Genomic DNA, 16324 nt, shown 5'->3' with positions numbered 1-16324 from the left:
AATGCCGTCGCCTGTCAGTTATTGGTCTCAATCGCCAGACGCTTGACCAGATCACCGTATAGGTTGACCTCGGACTGCAGCATTGCGGCAGCCTCTGCCGGTGTATTGCCGACTACTGAGGCGCCCATGGTCGTAAAGCGCGCCGTCACCGCTTCCATGTTCAGCACGGTAACGATGTTTTCGTTGAGCTTATCCACAATCGCATCCGGCGTGCCGGCCGGGGCAAGCACCATACCCCAGGAATTAGCGGCAAAGCCTTCAATACCAGCTTCGGCAACGGTCTCGACATCGGGGTATTGCGGCGAGCGATCTGGCCCGCCGACAGCAAGCAGCTTGAGTTGGCCGCTATCGATATGCCCCTGAACGGCCGGCAGCGTATCGAAGCCCATCTGCACGACACCACTCATCAGGTCCGGCATGGAATCCCCACTGCCCTTATAGGGAACGTGGATCATCTCGATCCCGGCAGCATCGGCGAACCAGGCTCCAAAGAGGTGCGAATTGCTGCCCGGGCCGGCGGACTTATAGGCAAGTTCTCCCGGATGTTCCTTGGCGTAGGCAATGAACTCCCCAACCGTGTCGGCCTCCAGCGTTGGGCTACCCACCATCACCATCTGTGTCAGCGCCGTCGTGGTGATCGGGGCAAAGCTTGTCACCGGGTCATAGGGCAAGCTCTCCATCAGCGCTGGCGACAGGGCGTGCGAAGCGACCACGACGCCGATCGTGTAGCCGTCAGGCGCCGAACGGGCGATGGCATCGATGCCGATCACACCATTGGCGCCGGCCCGGTTCTCCACCGTCACCGGCTGACCAAGCAGCGGAGCAAGGTGCTCGGCGATGACGCGGGCAGTGATATCCCCCTGCCCGCCCGGCGCATAAGGAACAATAATGGTAATGGCACGGCTTGGGTAATCGGGTGCTTGCGCCAGGACCGGCAGAGCGCAGGAAACGAGCGAAGCGGCGACGACCGCCAGACACTTAGCAACTGATTTCATCAGGCTTGTTCCTTCATCTTACCATGGGAGAGGCCGCGGTCCGGTTCCGCGATGTTGAGCCGGAGCATGTCGCGCAGCAATTGCACGATCGACATCGAGCTTTCCCCTGCCGTGCCGTCGACGATGAAGCGGGATGTGCAATAGCGCATCTCCCAGCCACCGGCATCAAGGCAGGCTTCAAGGATCTTGCGCTCCATCTCTGGGGTCTGGATGAGATCCTGATTCTTGAGGAAGAAGGCGATCATCGCCGCAATGCCATAAGCACCCCAGTTCGAGACCGAGGCCGGCAGGAAATAATCGGTGGCGATCACCGTGATCACGCCGGTACCGCCCGGATACTGGGTCTCGCGCCCATAAGGGTGGAAATCGCGCATAAAATCATAGATGCGGCCAAAGCCAATTTCATTGCCGTTGTCGCCGATGCCGACGGTGAGGATTTTGCGCTTCTTGGCTTCGACAAACACGTGACCCAGATCGACGCATTCCTTAGCAACGCCGGTCGAGCCATGCACGATGCCCTGATCATTGGGTCCAAGCCGCTCGATCGAGATCACTGCCTTGGGCTGATATTCCTCAACGATCTGTTCGGCCCAGGCCTTAGTCTGGTTGCGATCGGTCGGCGCGGTTATCAAAGCCCCGCCCATGCGGCGGTTCTTGGCCAGATCAAATTCACGCACCATGACGGCGGCGGCCTTGGCCGAGGCGACGACCGGCGGAGCGTGGCACTCTTCGGTCACGAAGACGGGGATGGCCTTGAGACCCCAATAGATGGCGCGTGCTAGGGACGCGGCGCCGGGAGGACCATCGCTCTCGCCATTGGGCACTTCGGGCGCATAACCAGCACCGGTCACGATAAAGACCACGTCGCCCGGTTTGACCGTGTTCACCAGCGCCTCGGCAGCCTGGGCACTCAGTGGACGTCCGCCACCCTCGGCGCGTGCAGCGTCGTAGATTTGCTTGATGATACCGTGATTCATCCCACGGTTTCTCATTTCGACAGTGACGAGCCTGTCGACATATTCACCCATAATGTCTGGCATTTTGACCTTGATCAGTTAGGCAGCAGCAAGCCGGTCTGGCAGATTGCGCGCGATTATTTGGGAAGCGGCGGCGTCTCAGTCTTCGGCGAACACCTCCTCGCGCTTCTTGCGCACCATCGGCGACACAATGGTTACGAGCAGGATCACCGCGGCGGCCAGCAGCACGGCCGAGAGCGGGCGGGTGACGAACACAGCCGGATCGCCGCGCGACAGCAGCATGGCCCGGCGCAGATATTCTTCCATCATCGGACCGAGAATGAAGCCCAGCAGCAGCGGCGCCGGCTCGCATTTAAGGCGATTGAGCAGATAGCCGAACAGCGCGAATCCAGCGCCCATAATGATCGCCGACGTGCTGTTCGCGATCGAATAGAGCCCGATCGTGGAGAAGATCAGGATGGCTGGATAAAGGATCGCATAGGGAATGCGCAGCAGGCGAACCCAGATACCGATCATCGGCAGGTTGAAGATCACCAGCATCAAATTGCCGATCCACATCGAGGCAATTAGGCCCCAGAATAGCGGCGCGTTGCTGGTCATCACTTCAGGGCCCGGCACGATGTCGTGGATCATCATGGCGCCGATCATCATCGCCATCACGCCATTACTCGGGATGCCCAGGGTCAGCATCGGGATGAACGAGGATTGCGCACCCGCATTGTTGGCCGATTCAGGCGCCGCCACACCAGCGGGCGCGCCCTTGCCGAACGTTTCGGGGTGCTTCGATATCTTCTTTTCGATCGTGTAGGAGGCAAACGACGACAGGGTCGCGCCACCGCCCGGCAACAGCCCCAGCACGGAACCAAGTGCGGTGCCGCGCAGCACTGCCGGCCAGGCCAGGCGGAACTCTTCCCGGTTCGGCCACAGGCCCTTCACGGTGTCGGTGATCAGCGTCCGCGTATTGCTGCCACGGGCATTGGCGATGATATCAGCGAAGGCAAATAGGCCCATGGCGACGGCAACGAACTCGAACCCATCCACCAGATCGAGCGAGCCAAAGGTGAAGCGCATGACGCCGCTGCTAACGTCGGTGCCGACAGTGCCCAGCAGGATGCCGATCAGGATCATCCCAACCGCCTTGAGCAGTCCACCCGAAGCCAGCACCACGGCCGCGATCAAACCCAGGACCATCAGCGAAAAATACTCGGCGGGGCCAAACGAAAGGGCAAGCCGGGACAGATAGGGCGAAAAGGCGGCCACCAGCAAAGTGCCAATCGTGCCGGCAAAGAACGATCCGAGCGCCGCCATGGCCAGCGCCGAACCTGCCCGCCCATTGCGCGCCATTTGGTGGCCATCGATGCAGGTCACGACCGAGCTGGATTCGCCCGGCAGATTGACCAGGATTGCCGTGGTCGAGCCGCCGTATTGGGCGCCATAATAGATGCCCGACAGCATGATCAAGGCCGTCACCGGTTCAAGCGAATAGGTCAGCGGCAGCAACATGGCGATGGTCGCCAGCGGCCCAAGGCCCGGTAACACGCCCACGGCAGTGCCCAACAAGACGCCGATGAAGCAGAAGCCGATATTCTGGACCGTCAGGGCAACATTGAAACCCGTGGCAAGGTTGGAAAACAGATCCATCAGAATTGCCCCGGAAAAACGGGCAATTGAATACCAAGCCCCAAAATGAACACGAGATAGCAGAACAGCGTCAGCCCCACCGCCATTGCGGCTATTCGCAGCGGCTTGAATCCGCCGGCGGCGAGACTGCTCACCACCACGGCCGCCGGGACGGCAACGACAATGCCCAGCGAGCGCACCGTCAACCCGGCGATCAGTAGCGCGCCGCCGATGGCCAGCAGACTGGCGACCTCGACACCCAGTATGTCGGGGCCATGATCCCGCAGGGATTTAAGCAAGAGGCATAGCCCGATCAGCGCCAGAAGGAGCGCGACTGCAAAGGGAAAAGCCCCCGGACCGAGGCGGCGCAATTGGCCCAAATCATAGCGTGTCGCCAGGATCGCGCCAGCGACGCCCATGACAAGAAACAACAACGCCGCCCAGAAATTAGAGCTCGTTCTAAGGCCTGATGACATCCCCAATTGCACGATTATATGTGCCCCCCGCTTTGCTGACACCCTTACCGGGACAGCTCATCTAGGCGGTCATCTTGGAAAATCCGTCACATAAAGGTCAAATACAAACGAGGCATTCTATTATGCGCTGGCCTTATGATGGGCCGACCAAATTCTCACCATTGGGGCTAATATTCGCTCTCCGAAGCCCAAACGGGCATTCTCGCATGCGGCACAGTCGCGGGCGCCATGACCTGGATGCCCAGCACGTTGCTGTGCGGCGAGAGACTGAGGCTGTCGGCCATTCTGACAAGTCCGCAAACGAACCATCTCTGACAATTCACATCACAGGTTTGGCCGGAGATAAGAACTCGTAAACCATGCCCACCGCACCCTGTGGATCGGGGGACGCGGTGTTCGAGAGACTCGCATATTGCTCGCTATATTGCCTTGGGTCTGGGCCTCTTCTGTCGCGCAGAGGCCGCAAAACCGGATCCCTGCGCAGCCCAAGATGCTGCAGGTGACAGGGAGGGCATCGTTCCTGCGGCGGAAACGTTGCCCTCCCGCCCCCTGTTCTTTCGCCCCGGCCTCGCGCTATGATGTAGCTATGAGCCGCGTTCCTGATCATCCACAAATGCCCGTTCACGCGCGCCTGGAGGCCACGGCGCTTGGCCTGGCGCTGGTGGTTGACACGCCCATTCGAAACAAATCGGCGAGGCGGCTACTTGACGACATCAATCGGCAAGTGGACGAGTTCGATGCGCAAGGGCGCAAAGGTCAGACAAAGTAGCTCAATGGGCGCGAACCAGGCTGCCCAGCTCTGCGGGCCGTATCGAAATGTCACCAAGGCGAGCCAGCGCGATCGAACAGATCAGTGGGTGGCTTTACGCGCCCAAACTCCGGCGCAATAACGCCTTCACCCGGAAAGTTGACGCCAAAAGTGGCGCTGTCCGCCGGTAGCCTTTTGACGCCTCCCTCAAGGCCGGCTGCAAGTCTCCGACGGGACACGAAGCTGTGTCGCTCGCCCTGGCAGCCCCACATATGAAATCAACGACCTCAGCTCCCCGTCAACGAATGTGATGGAGAAGCTGAGGTCGCAAGAGGCTAGAATATCGCCAGGTACTTCAGCAGTGAGATTATCCCGATCACAATGATCACGATCTGCAATATCTGGCGGATGCGCGCCTCGATGGGCAGGCGCTGAACCAGCCAGAGAACGAGGACGATCACCAAGAAGGTGATCAGGATGCTGATTAGAACGGAAGTGCCCACAGTAGTCTCCAAAGCGCCTATCGCGCACGACTCAACGCGGGCCGCCGATCTTCGTTGCCGATAGTAAGCGAATCCAATTCGTTAGCTGCAACCTCAAACACGCAAGCCCCGCGGTGTGTAGGAATATGCGCCACTGATTGCCCGAGCCGCTGAGGGTACGCCCCTTTTGAACGGATTGAGCTTTTGACATTTGTGAAAGCTGCAATTGGGGTATGTCGCCACGCTAGTCGCCGACCCCGGCTACTTTTTCTTTGAGAACGTTTGTTGAAAATCACCTGGGTGAGTATGGCCGACTCATCCGAGAGGCCGGGTGTCATTCTCCCTCAGCCCGGATGGCCGAATGAAATGCGGGTTTTGTGGACATGCGAAAGGTGCGGGGGCAGCCCAAATCGGTCCTTGATCCGGTCCAGCTAGTTCCGCCCGTGGTCGGTATGATTAAGACTCTCCATCAAATCGTCCGGCATACCGTTGCCCGTATCAGGACGCGTTCCTGGGAAAATTCGCGTTCAAGCCGTTGGCGGTAATCGCTCCACCACTGCTCATCGAGTTGCTCGACCATGACCTCGACCACGATAATGCGATCTCGCTCGATAGTTGTCGCCCGCCTCCACAATCCAAGAGCGGGCTCGCGGGTATAGGCGGTAGCACCGCCGAAGCGATCGCTTAGACCAGCGACCAACCCTTCTATGGTCTCAAGCGGTATCGGCTCACCGCGGCCAGTGTCGAGTGGCAGAAAAACTTCGACGACGTTCATGGGCTCTCCCCCGGCTCCAGATCCGCATTGTCGCGCAGGCACACGATCCGCCTCCAGATAGCTTCAGCGCGATCTTCCTCACGTTCGAACCTAGCCAGCAACTCATTCTCGGGAGCATCCCAGCGTTCTGCTAGCCGCAACGTAGCGGCCGCGCGGCCGCAGGCAAGATGCAGCTCGGAGTAGAGTTCGAATAGCTCGTCTCGTTGCGTGGATAGAACGGGCTTGCGCATACCAGTCCAACTCAATTCGGCTGAGAAAGTTGTCCATTTGGATCCCACCATCCTTGGTTTTTGACAAGCTAACACCTGGCCACTTTTGCAAGTCAGAGTTCCGTCCGTATTTTGCCTGTTCGACCGGAAGATCTGAAACGGGTTGCGAGGCAAACCGTTATCCCAAAGACGTAGTCCTATGGGAGAGCGCAAAATGCTCCGAGTTGCCTCGATTGTCTGGGGAGTGGAGGATGTATCCAGGGCCATTGCATTCTGGTGCGCCGCGCTCAACTACAAGCCTCGTGAGAAGCCCGATATTGATTGGGCGGTTCTGGTTCCGATTAGCGGTGAAGGTGTGCAGGTCGCAATTGACAAGGCAGATGAGCGAGCAACTGGTCACCGTCCCCGGCACCATCTAGACCTTTACGCTGATGATCCAGCGCGGGAGGTTGATCGTCTTCTGAAACTTGGTGCCACCAGGGTTGCCCGAGACTATCCACCCGATGCCGACTTTGTCGTACTCGCAGACCCCGATGGCAACCGCTTTTGCGTCGTTCAGAAATAGCGAGTTTTGCCGACGGAGGCCCGCGATGTCTGTTTCCGTTTCCTGCCATTGCGGCAGGGTGTTAGTACCCACTGGTGGCGCATGACCGCAGGTGGGCAGCACTTCTGTTCAACTGCGGAACGCCCTTGTGCGGCCGCCGGCAAATTTTGGCCTCCGTTCTGTTCGGCCAAGCCAGCAGACAATTATGGCGCACGGTCATAACGCGCTCCGCTGCTGCCAATATGTTCACGATGCGCAAGGGTCCAAATGGCGAGATGGCGAACAGTCCCTGACAAAGACACCCCTGCCTCGGTAATACTCAACCTGTGGCGGCGTGGTGAGGAGCAGCAGGTTTTCCGAGCATGCAGGAAGCCTAGAGGAGGCTTCATCGACTATGTCGACCGTGGCGTCGGCAGCGTCCTTGATTTTCTCAATCGGACCGGAGTCCGCCTGTTGCCGGAAGCTATCTGAAGCGGACGACAACTATCCGACCTGCAGCTCCTGAAAGCTGCCGGTCCGCAACCGGCCCCGAACCAGACGCTCCCTAATGAAGCACTTTCGGCCGTCACGGCAGCGGTCGTGGGGGATGGTTCGCGCTCCATGCCCCTATTCGGTGACGTCACCCCGCTTAGCCCGTCGGGCTCACCGCCATCAAGAGCTTCCCGTAGTACGGCTAGATTGCGGATATGAAGATCCGGATATCGTCGCGGGGCTGGCGCGAAAACAAAGCTGCCCGGACCATCGGCAAGGAACATCAACAGCTTGGGCGAGGACCATTGTGGCGGCGATCTTCTCTGCCGAGGGGGCGCGGGGTGTGTGTCGCTGCTCGCTGCCTTCTGACCAGACCAGCTCAGGCTGCCCCTCTCGGCAACGATCACATTGAGCCTAAGTTCGGTCCGGTCGCGGGTGTCACGCAGAAACTGCGGGTCGAGATGGGGTTGTGCCAGCAGGTCGTGGCGCCTTCTCTGGTCGGATAGTCCGTGCGGATCTCGTTGAGCCGCCAAACGCCATCTTTGATATAGGTTACGCTGCGGTCGCCATCTGGCCAGACATAGACGTTGAGCCCGATCTGTTCGCGGCTCTGCTTCATTTCGTCTGCCGCTTGATAGATGACGAGGCCACGACAGGGCCTTTCGGATACGACCTCCCCGACGGCGGACCGAACTTGGCAGGTGAAGGCATCAAAAGGTAGATCCCCGGTGCTCCATTCTTCGAGGAGCCGCTCACTTGCCCTGCAGGCTTGGGCGATACCGTCCATGCAGCCCATGTCAAAGGCACGTGATGCCTCGGCAAGGACAAGGGATGGCTCGGCGTCTTCACCATCCTCCCGATGGGCGAAGACTAGCGGCTGTGTCGGCATCTCATTTTGGCGGACCGTTTCAATGAGCATATTGCCATAGTTCAGGCAGGCTTCGCCATCGGTCGTGCTGACCCTGGGGTGAAAGCACCCCCGCTGATAGCCAAGAAGTGCACCCGATGGATCGGCGGGCAGGCCCAGCCCCTCGGCGAGGATATTTCCCACCAGTTTGCAGGCATAGGGCGCGGTCGAAATATCGTCACCTTCACAGACAAAGTTGGCCCAGACCAGCGCATCTTCCAACTGCGCATTCTGCGTCAGCGCCATTTTCGCAGCGTCGTAGCAGGCCCAGGCATCTTGACCACCCTGCCCGTCCATCAGGCTGACGCAAGCCTCGGCCAAAACCGAAAGCGGGTTTTCGTCATCGCCAGCCATCGCCAGCGCATCGGCAAGCTGGCTGCAGGTATTGCCGGCATCCTGATTGCCCTCTCTGCAGCCCATGCGCAGCACCGCCATATAGGCCTTGGGCTCGTCGCGCCCGGGGATCGTTATCCCGCCGTAATCGTGTCCCGACTTGCCGTAAAGCTGCGCCAGCGCCTGACAGCCATTGCTATTGGCAGGCGAACACGCCTCGTTCAACATTGCCTCGGCCGTCGTCAATCCATCTGGAGCCTCTAGCGCGGCATAGCTGTGCAGCGCCCAGATGCAGTCCTGGTAGGCGCCGTTGCCCGGCGTCCGGCAGGATTGGGCAAGGCGCTCATATCTTGGGCGCAGCAACGAACGGGTCTCTGAAAATGTCGGGTCAAGAATGCTGTCAAGGCTATCACAGATACTGTCCTTCTGGTCTTGGACGCTACAGAGCGCGATCGCGCTGGCGGTAGCCTGCCGCCGATCCGAAACAGACCAATAGTCGGGCATTGCAGCCATCGTGCCACAAGCGGGTGGATCCCCTGCGGAACAGCCATCGGTGAGCACCGAGACCGCTTTGGCGACCCGGTCGGCGTCGAGGTTTGCGTGAGTGCCATACTGCAGGAAGTCACGATAGCTATAGTATGCCCGGACGCAGCTGCGTTGATTGAGCTCGCGCGCGCCCATGGTGCAAAGCTCGGTCTCGATACCAGCGATGGCAAAGCGTTCATCCCCGGAAAGACCTGACCCGCGCGCCTGAACAACGCGATCAAAGTTAGAAGCCAGTTCCTCGCAGATCCACGCAATGCCTTGTTTGCAGGCTGTAAGATTGGCCGCAAAATTCGATGCAGCTTCCACCAGCGACGCGGGGCGGTCCGGTGCCGTCCCCCGAGCCAGAAGGATGCAGCCGAACCGATCCTGCTCATCGCATAGCAGCTTGGAGAGTTCGGTCGTAACGCGCCCGGTGCTTTCAGAGGTTCCCGCGAGTGCCTGAGTGCGGGCGAATTCCAGCGTATTATCCAGCCGATTAACCGCCATCTGGCAGCCGTACAGATCACCGGCCAAACACCCCAACAGCGAGTAACGGGTTACGACCGCAGGGCCGCGATCTGCCCCATCGGGCTCGTCATAAATCAGATCTGCAAAACCGGTGCAGGCAGCGCCAAGACCAAGGTCGCAGGCCTGTTTCATGGCTTGGGGATCTTGGAGTTTACGGCCATTTGCGAGTAAATCCTGTGCGCTCAGAAGCCGGGCCGCCCTGTTTTCAGACGCGCTGTTGTCCGCCAAGGCGAAGCTTGAGCCGTCGTAGATCAGCGCCTCAGCGAAATCGGCGCCAGACACGCAAGTGCTGCCATTCGGCAACCGGTCGGCAACCTCGGTGCTAAGCAGACCTGCCGTCAGAGCGTAGCCGCCGGACTGCAGGCGGTAGCTCGACATCACAGCGGCAAAATCCAGCGCCGAGCTTGCTTGCACGTTCAATGCGTCGACCGTATCGGCGTAACCGAGCACCAGATGGCAGGTGTTAGGCGGAGCGATATATGACTGCAAACGACTGTCGCTTGCGAACTCGACTCGCGCAGGATCGCCACAGAAATGGCGGACCTCCTCAACAGGCAGATAGCCCGTGGCCCGCTCAAGCCCGCGACCGGTGGCATAGTTCAGCGCAAACCAGGCGATTTCATCGGCCGCGTAGGTGACATCTACTAGCACCACCTGCTCGCCAGTCTCCACCATCAGGGCCTCGGCTCCTCCGGGGGTCACTCGCATTGCCTGCGCAGTGCAGACGTGGCGAACTTCCAACGACTGGTACGGTGCCATGTCCTGAGCGAGCGCCGAACTCGGCGCGACCGCCGCCAGCATAAGCAGGATCGGCAGGTGTAAAGCGGTTTTCATCATAAACGTATCCATAGCCTCTTAGAGCAAAACCAACCGCCTGGCAGTTTGCCGAAGTGCCGGAGTGATCAATGATACCGGCGAGCTAGCGCGCCCCAACTATCCATCGCACAATCCGCTCGGGTGTTCACCCGGTGATGCCCCTCTGTTCGCCGAGCGCTCCTATGCTACAGAGGCAGAAAATGAAACAGCTTCGGGTTGAGCATGCAGAAACGAATTCTCGTCATTATCGGGCTGGTCCTCCTCGGTTTTGGTGGTTACCGACAATTCTTCAGTTCAGATGTAAGCTCTGTCGATCAGACGCGGTGTGAACAGCTAGTGCGGAGTCAGAACAGCGATAGTGCCGAGGCGCTGACCCTCCTGCTCCCCAAATGTAGTGACGCGGGCATGGTCGCAATGATGGACGCTCAGGCCTCAGGCGATGATGCCCAAGCGGCGGCACGCCGTATTTCGGAAGCCAATCAGGACGAGGTGAGTACCCATTTGCTCGACTGGGCGATGATCGGAGCGGGCGCGGTGGCGCTGGGCGCCGGCGCAGCCATTGGCGGTCGCCGGACACGATCGGGAGATGCCTGAGTTCCCCCTGACGAGAGTGCCTCGCCGAATATGGTTGCTGATCTTGATGATACTCATTGGAATCGCACCACTGGCCTCGGTCTTTCTGGCCGGGCTCATCGCCGATCTCAATGGGTGCGGTCTGCACGAGGGTTTCGTGCAGCCCTGCATCGTCCTTGGGACAGATATTGGCGGTTTGCTCTACAACATGACTGCGTTTGGCTGGCTCATGCTGATCTCGCTCTTTTTCCTGGCGGGGGGGCTGCTGGGTCTGGCCAAGGAAGGCCTGCTGCTGATTTTGCGCAGGGTCATAAGGCGATAACTGCCGTCATCAATGCCATGAGAGCGACATAAGTATGAACGTCACCGACTGCAAAGCGCCCCGGTATCGCCATGACGCTGCTGCTGTTCTGGGGATTGAGCAACGAGACCCTGCATCACTACTGGAGTCGGTAATGCCTCATTGGCGCCGATTTGCTCAGTAGGCTGCCCATCTCAAAAAGAGGGTAATGTCGATGAATCGGCTCATGTGGGTTTGTGCTGCCGCGTTGGCGGCGTCGCCGGTCGCTGCCTGGGAGTTGGATAGTAGCGACGCCAAGAAGGCCTGGAGCTATACGGCCTTTCAGGCCGACAAAACTGGCGGCGTCGAGTTGCAGTTCTTTTGCGACCATAATTACCCCGACGATATCCAGATGCTGTTGTTTACAGCTGTGGATGCCCAGGAGGGTGACAAGGAGCGCCCAGGAGTAGCGGTGAGTGTTGTTGTCAACGGAACAAGTTTCGACGATTTGAATGGCTATTACGATGCTGTGGAGGGCGAGCGCACCGTGGTCGTCGACACACTGGAGGAAAGTCGTCTGCGGCAGGTCCTTGCGACGGCTCGCGGTGCCACCCAGCCGCTCCAGATACTCTACGACGGACGGTCTCAGCGTTTCGGGATCGACGGCATTGTCGAGACCTTGGACCGCTTCGTAGGGGGCTGCGAGCGCAGCTAGACGATCAACGCACTGCGCCTTGGGGAGACGCGTCCCCCTTGGAAGGGCATTTGGCGGCCGGCATTCAATCGCCGGCGGAGCCCGCGGCTTCAGGCAAACGTTCCCAAATGCCGTCGCCAACTTCGCCTCCGGCGCCGATTTCAAAACGGACGTCAACGCGATAGGCGCCGAATTCATGCAGCCCGCTCGGCACAGCCTCGTCACCGGCAAGCCGCACAACCAGATGCGGATGGGGTTCAGTCATAAAGCTCAAATCGAAAATGTGGTTGCCAAAGCGATCTTGCAATACCCACCTCTTTGCCTGGCTTGAACCGTCCAAACCGAACCGCGTTCAGATCTCGAACCGATGGCGATCTTCACCTTGGGAAGTGCCCAAGCAATTCAGACGGTAAGCAAGCATGCAATCATGTAAACTTGAAGGGCAGAACCAGTGTGAGCGGGTTTCCGGGCGTCTCACGGAAACCGTGATGCAGATAGAAGCCCTTAGCCTGGTCATGAAGAGCATGAACCAGGAGCCCGCGGACCCCAATTATTTCCAGGGCTGATTGTGCTCTCAGAACGGAGTCTTTCAGGAGCGCAGTTCCGAGCCCCTGCCCCTTATATCGCTGATCGACCGCAAGTCTGCCCATCAGGATCATCGGCAAAGGATCCGGCATACCGTGGCGCAGTGCCCTAGGTGCCTCTTTCAAGCTAATTGCCGCGGAGCTGAGGCAGTAATACCCTGCCACCTGGCCACCCTCAACTGCGACGTAGGTCCGAGAAACACCCGCCGCCTGGTTGGGCAGAGCCCGGGTTTTGAGCCAAGTGTCGAGAACAACCTCGCCGGAGGAAAAGTCCTCAAGCCTATGCTGCTCGGAAAGTCGGGAAGGCGCCTGCAAAAATTATTTGCCCCAGGGCGAAGGCGCACTCATCAAGCGCTTGTACCCTTCGGGCTCTGGCCCCCTATCAAGAACATCCAGGAACTGAGCGTAGGCTTGCGCGTCGAGTGCGATGAAAGCCTGGTCCAGCAGCTTGTCTTCTGCTGCTGCCATGGCTGCCTCCACCATGAATTCGGTGCGGTTCTTACCGGATAGCTTGGCCGCCCGGTCGATCATAAGCTGCGCCTCTCGCGGAATCCGCAAGTTGATTGGGACGGAAGTGCTTATTTTTTGGTCTTCTTTTGCCGGCATTTGTCAAACCTCTACCAACATAATAGCACAATGTATGTACGTTGTGTAGAAATTTCAAAAAGGCTTCCAAGGCGCTCCATCCGGTCAGATGCGTCACGTTACGCGCTACAGGCCCGAAAACTGCCTTCTCGTAGACAGAAAATCTATCCTCGGCTGCAATCTTTCGGATTTCACTTTTTCGTCCTAAGCCATTTTCTTTCTTGTTCAATTCCGTTGGAGAGACGGAATTTCGATATTCCTCCGGAGCCGACTAGGTTTTTGAAATAAGCGCTCGCAGCGTATGCCAATCTCTGTAACGCGAAGCGTGCCGGCAGGACGGGATTGGTAGAAGTGAGCACGTTGATAGAATTTCTAGTCGTCTTCTGTAGAGAAAATATGTCGCGGGCTATGCCGGCGTCCGCGCTTCTTTGCGAGCGATTTAGCTCGCCCTTCTAGTGTTAAATATGAGTTTTCTAGTGTTACGGCATTCTGGAAACCCAGCCCAACGCGGACTGCGTTGGGCAGACAGTGCCTAACTGGAAATGTTTTGCTGTTCCGCTGAGTTTGCCGCTGCCTTACCCGAAGAAAGGTCAGGCTGTTCTGAACCACCCTGCCCAAGCACCAAATCGACACAGCGTCTCACCGCATCCTGGCGGCTGACATACCCAGGTTGATCCACGATCCACGAGTCAATGCGGGCGATCATCTCAGAGGTCATGCGTATGGTAATTCTCTCGTGCAAATCGATCCATTCCTTGCGTGATGCGATGCATCTTAACACTCACGTGCGGCACGCTACTAGCTTGCCGCACGCCTGTGTCCGTCGAAAGTGATCTAAATTGGCGACACTTCGACGCGCTGATCGCTTGCGACAGTTAGGCCGACCGGGGCACAAGGGCCTTCGGCTGCAAGCTAACCGTTTCGATGTGGCTCCGTTGCGACTTTGCGCTCGTATGGGTATGGACCCCGCCCCTATCCTCACGACTCCGCCTGTGGCGTTTGAGGGGCAGGGTCAGCTTGGAGAATACCGGCTCCATGGCATCCAATGCCTTGGAGCCGAAAACAAATTCCGGACAATCGGGATGGTCTCAGTTCCAAGTCATGAGCTATAGCCGAGCCGTTCTATAGCTCATTAATTATGGAAATAGTGAGCTATCGCAACAGGGTCTATAACTCATCCTGGGATGTTAGCGAGCCTCAGGGGTTCTGTTCGACAGGCTTGTTTCCTTCCAAATCTCGAAATCTCTGCGATGCTGCTCCGCGGTCATTGGGTATAGGCCAAGCACCGAGGCCCCGTCTTGAACGCGCTCGAGCACAAAGTCCTCGTAGCGCGTCATGGACACCGCCTCCTCAGCGATCTCCTCCACGATACCAGAGGGAATGACAACGACCCCTTCGCCATCGCCGACAAGGATATCTCCGGGCCATACCGCGACATCACCACAACCGATCGGTACATTGATATCGAGCGCTTGATGCAATGTGAGATTGGTTGGCGCGGAAGGCCTCTGATGATAGGCCGGGAAAGACATCCGGCCGATTTCCGGACTGTCACGAAAACCACCGTCGGTGACCACACCCTCGACACCGCGCCGCATGAGGCGCGTCACCAGGATCGAACCGGCGGACGCGGCACGGGCATTCTGCCGGCTATCCATCACCAGAACTGAACCGGCCGGACATTGTTCGACGGCCTGCCGCTGGGGATGAGCGCGGTCCTGGAACACCTCAAGCGGATTGAGATCTTCCCGGGCGGGGATATAGCGCAGCGTGAATGCGGGTCCCACCATAGTGCGAGTGACGCTGCCGACGGGTCGAACATCCTGGATAAACTGGTTGCGCAACCCGCGTTTGAACAGGGCGGTGCAAAGCGTTGCTGTGCTGACGCCGCGCAATTTTTCGCGGGTGGCTTCGGAGAAGTCGGGCATCGGATATCCTTTGTTTCGGCCTACCAGCGGGGTACGCGGCGCTCGTAAGTGGGGTCGAATTGTTTCATATAAGCGGTGTCGTCGCGTTCGGAGACGCCGCCGGTTTCGTAGAGAGCGGCGAGTTTGGTGAGTTTATTCCGATCGAGCGTTACGCCGAGGCCGGGCCCTGTTGGCACGGCCAACGCACCATTCTCGAACGCGAAGAGATCGCCTTCCAAAACGTCAACGCCCGTCCAGGGATAGTGTGTGTCGCAATCATAGCCGAGATTGAGTGAGGCGGCGGCGACGTGGGCCATGGCCGCTAGCGTGATGCCGAGATGGGAATTGGAATGCATGGAGACGCCAAGCTCGAGCGCCTGACAGAGCTTGCCCAGATGGGTCGCGGCGCGCATGCCGCCCCAATAGTGATGGTCCGCCAGCACGATTTTGACGGCGCGCTTGCGATAGGCCTCGGCGATCTGGTCGAATTCGAGCACGATCATATTGGTGGCAAGCGGGATGGAGGTGGAGGCTGCGACCTCGGCCATGGCGTCCATGCCGATGACCGGGTCTTCAAGATATTCGAGCACGCCTTCGAGTTTTTTGGCGATGTATTTGGCCGTTTCGACGGTCCAGCCGCCATTGGGATCGATGCGGAGGGGATGGTCGGGAAAGGCCTCGCGCAGCTTGAGCATGGTTTCGATTTCAAGATCGGGATGTAGCACGCCGCCCTTGAGCTTGAGCGATTTGAAGCCGTGTAGGCTGACGAAGCGGCGGGCCTCCTCGACCATTTGGTTAGGGGTCAGCACCTCACCCCATTCGTCGGGCGATTGCCCGAGATGGCCGGCGAATTTGAAGAAGAGATAGGCGCTGAAGGAGACGCGATCGCGCACGGCGCCGCCGAGCAGGTCCGAGACGGGACGGTTCAGTAGCTTACCCTGGATATCCATGCAGGGCACTTCGAAAGCCGAGGTGGCGACGTCGGTTACCTTGTGATCGGCCACGGCGGATTTGGCGTTGATGCCGCCGCCTTCGGGAATGGCGGCCAGTACGCGAGCATGCAGTTCATGCAGGTGGAAGGGATCAAGGCCCACCAGTGCGGGGGCGGCGCGGCGCAGGCCGGCTAGGGCTTTGATGCTGCCATAGCTCTCGCCGAGGCCGATGGTGCCGTCGTCGCAGACCAGCTCGATAATAGTACGCAGCGCATAGGGCTGGTGCACGCCCTTGCAGTTGAGCAAGGGCTTGTCGGGGATGGCGACGGGCGTGAGGCGAACTTCGGCAATACGCATGTTGTT

General features: G+C 59.0%; 17 protein-coding genes. 5 read left to right on the top strand and 12 right to left on the bottom strand.

Going from position 1 to position 16324, the window contains the following annotated elements; genetic code table 11:
• Positions 1 to 14 precede the first annotated feature (14 nt).
• The 4 genes from N8A98_RS01685 to N8A98_RS01670 all read right to left on the bottom strand — a co-directional run bounded on the left by N8A98_RS01685 (position 15) and on the right by N8A98_RS01670 (position 4023).
• Positions 15 to 995 carry a Bug family tripartite tricarboxylate transporter substrate binding protein gene (locus N8A98_RS01685; RefSeq protein ID WP_262165268.1) on the bottom strand — a complete coding sequence of 327 codons (981 nt, stop codon included), beginning with the start codon at positions 993 to 995 and terminating at the stop codon, positions 15 to 17.
• On the bottom strand, positions 995 to 2023 hold the full coding sequence (locus N8A98_RS01680) for a glutamate cyclase domain-containing protein (RefSeq protein ID WP_262165924.1): 1029 nt from the start codon (positions 2021 to 2023) through the stop codon (positions 995 to 997). The genes N8A98_RS01685 and N8A98_RS01680 overlap by 1 nt, the downstream gene beginning before the upstream one ends.
• Before the next feature lie 87 nt (positions 2024 to 2110).
• Positions 2111 to 3613, bottom strand: a complete 1503-nt coding sequence (locus N8A98_RS01675) for a tripartite tricarboxylate transporter permease (RefSeq protein ID WP_262165266.1) — start codon at positions 3611 to 3613, stop codon at positions 2111 to 2113.
• Positions 3613 to 4023 carry a tripartite tricarboxylate transporter TctB family protein gene (locus N8A98_RS01670; protein ID WP_262165264.1) on the bottom strand — a complete coding sequence of 137 codons (411 nt, stop codon included), beginning with the start codon at positions 4021 to 4023 and terminating at the stop codon, positions 3613 to 3615. The genes N8A98_RS01675 and N8A98_RS01670 overlap by 1 nt, the downstream gene beginning before the upstream one ends.
• Positions 4024 to 4654: 631 nt before the next feature.
• Between N8A98_RS01670 and N8A98_RS01665 the strand changes: the two genes are divergently transcribed.
• The gene (locus N8A98_RS01665; protein ID WP_262165263.1) at positions 4655 to 4837 is read left to right on the top strand and encodes a hypothetical protein; all 183 of its coding nucleotides are present in this window, start codon (positions 4655 to 4657) and stop codon (positions 4835 to 4837) included.
• 314 nt (positions 4838 to 5151) lie between these two features.
• On the opposite strand, the gene N8A98_RS01660 is transcribed toward N8A98_RS01665, so the two are convergent.
• Both N8A98_RS01660 and N8A98_RS01655 read right to left on the bottom strand, forming a co-directional pair.
• Positions 5152 to 5319, bottom strand: a complete 168-nt coding sequence (locus N8A98_RS01660; RefSeq protein WP_262165261.1) for a Thivi_2564 family membrane protein — start codon at positions 5317 to 5319, stop codon at positions 5152 to 5154.
• 448 nt (positions 5320 to 5767) lie between these two features.
• Positions 5768 to 6073: a hypothetical protein gene (locus N8A98_RS01655; RefSeq protein ID WP_113123748.1), complete on the bottom strand. Its 306-nt coding sequence runs from the start codon at positions 6071 to 6073 to the stop codon at positions 5768 to 5770.
• A 423-nt stretch (positions 6074 to 6496) separates the two neighbouring features.
• Here N8A98_RS01655 and N8A98_RS01650 point away from each other — a divergent pair, with 423 nt between their 5' ends.
• A complete protein-coding gene (locus N8A98_RS01650; protein ID WP_262165259.1) occupies positions 6497 to 6847 on the top strand; it encodes a VOC family protein in 351 nt (116 codons plus the stop codon).
• Between the two features lie 853 nt (positions 6848 to 7700).
• Here the strand turns inward: N8A98_RS01650 and N8A98_RS01645 are convergent.
• Positions 7701 to 10439, bottom strand: a complete 2739-nt coding sequence (locus N8A98_RS01645; RefSeq protein ID WP_262165257.1) for a hypothetical protein — start codon at positions 10437 to 10439, stop codon at positions 7701 to 7703.
• Between the two features lie 189 nt (positions 10440 to 10628).
• Here N8A98_RS01645 and N8A98_RS01640 point away from each other — a divergent pair, with 189 nt between their 5' ends.
• The 3 genes from N8A98_RS01640 (at position 10629) to N8A98_RS01630 (ending at position 11974) form a co-directional block, all read left to right on the top strand.
• Positions 10629 to 11000: a hypothetical protein gene (locus tag N8A98_RS01640; protein ID WP_262165256.1), complete on the top strand. Its 372-nt coding sequence runs from the start codon at positions 10629 to 10631 to the stop codon at positions 10998 to 11000.
• Between the two features lie 34 nt (positions 11001 to 11034).
• Positions 11035 to 11301: a hypothetical protein gene (locus tag N8A98_RS01635; protein ID WP_262165254.1), complete on the top strand. Its 267-nt coding sequence runs from the start codon at positions 11035 to 11037 to the stop codon at positions 11299 to 11301.
• 193 nt (positions 11302 to 11494) lie between these two features.
• A complete protein-coding gene (locus N8A98_RS01630; protein WP_262165253.1) occupies positions 11495 to 11974 on the top strand; it encodes a hypothetical protein in 480 nt (159 codons plus the stop codon).
• Between the two features lie 64 nt (positions 11975 to 12038).
• On the opposite strand, the gene N8A98_RS01625 is transcribed toward N8A98_RS01630, so the two are convergent.
• The 5 genes from N8A98_RS01625 to N8A98_RS01605 form a co-directional block, all read right to left on the bottom strand.
• On the bottom strand, positions 12039 to 12293 hold the full coding sequence (locus tag N8A98_RS01625; protein ID WP_162740478.1) for a hypothetical protein: 255 nt from the start codon (positions 12291 to 12293) through the stop codon (positions 12039 to 12041).
• An 85-nt stretch (positions 12294 to 12378) separates the two neighbouring features.
• On the bottom strand, positions 12379 to 12852 hold the full coding sequence (locus tag N8A98_RS01620; RefSeq protein ID WP_262165250.1) for a GNAT family N-acetyltransferase: 474 nt from the start codon (positions 12850 to 12852) through the stop codon (positions 12379 to 12381).
• Between the two features lie 3 nt (positions 12853 to 12855).
• Positions 12856 to 13143: a type II toxin-antitoxin system TacA family antitoxin gene (locus tag N8A98_RS01615; RefSeq protein WP_113123739.1), complete on the bottom strand. Its 288-nt coding sequence runs from the start codon at positions 13141 to 13143 to the stop codon at positions 12856 to 12858.
• A 1166-nt stretch (positions 13144 to 14309) separates the two neighbouring features.
• Positions 14310 to 15050: a ribonuclease activity regulator RraA gene (locus N8A98_RS01610; RefSeq protein ID WP_262165247.1), complete on the bottom strand. Its 741-nt coding sequence runs from the start codon at positions 15048 to 15050 to the stop codon at positions 14310 to 14312.
• A gap of 20 nt (positions 15051 to 15070) precedes the next feature.
• Positions 15071 to 16318 (bottom strand): glucarate dehydratase family protein, encoded by a 1248-nt coding sequence (locus tag N8A98_RS01605; protein ID WP_262165246.1) that lies wholly within the window; start codon positions 16316 to 16318, stop codon positions 15071 to 15073.
• Positions 16319 to 16324: the final 6 nt, after the last annotated feature.

The organism is Devosia neptuniae (assembly GCF_025452235.1).
In the GTDB taxonomy this organism is placed as follows: Bacteria; Pseudomonadota; Alphaproteobacteria; order Rhizobiales; family Devosiaceae; genus Devosia.
This window is presented reverse-complemented; position numbering and strand designations above follow the sequence as displayed.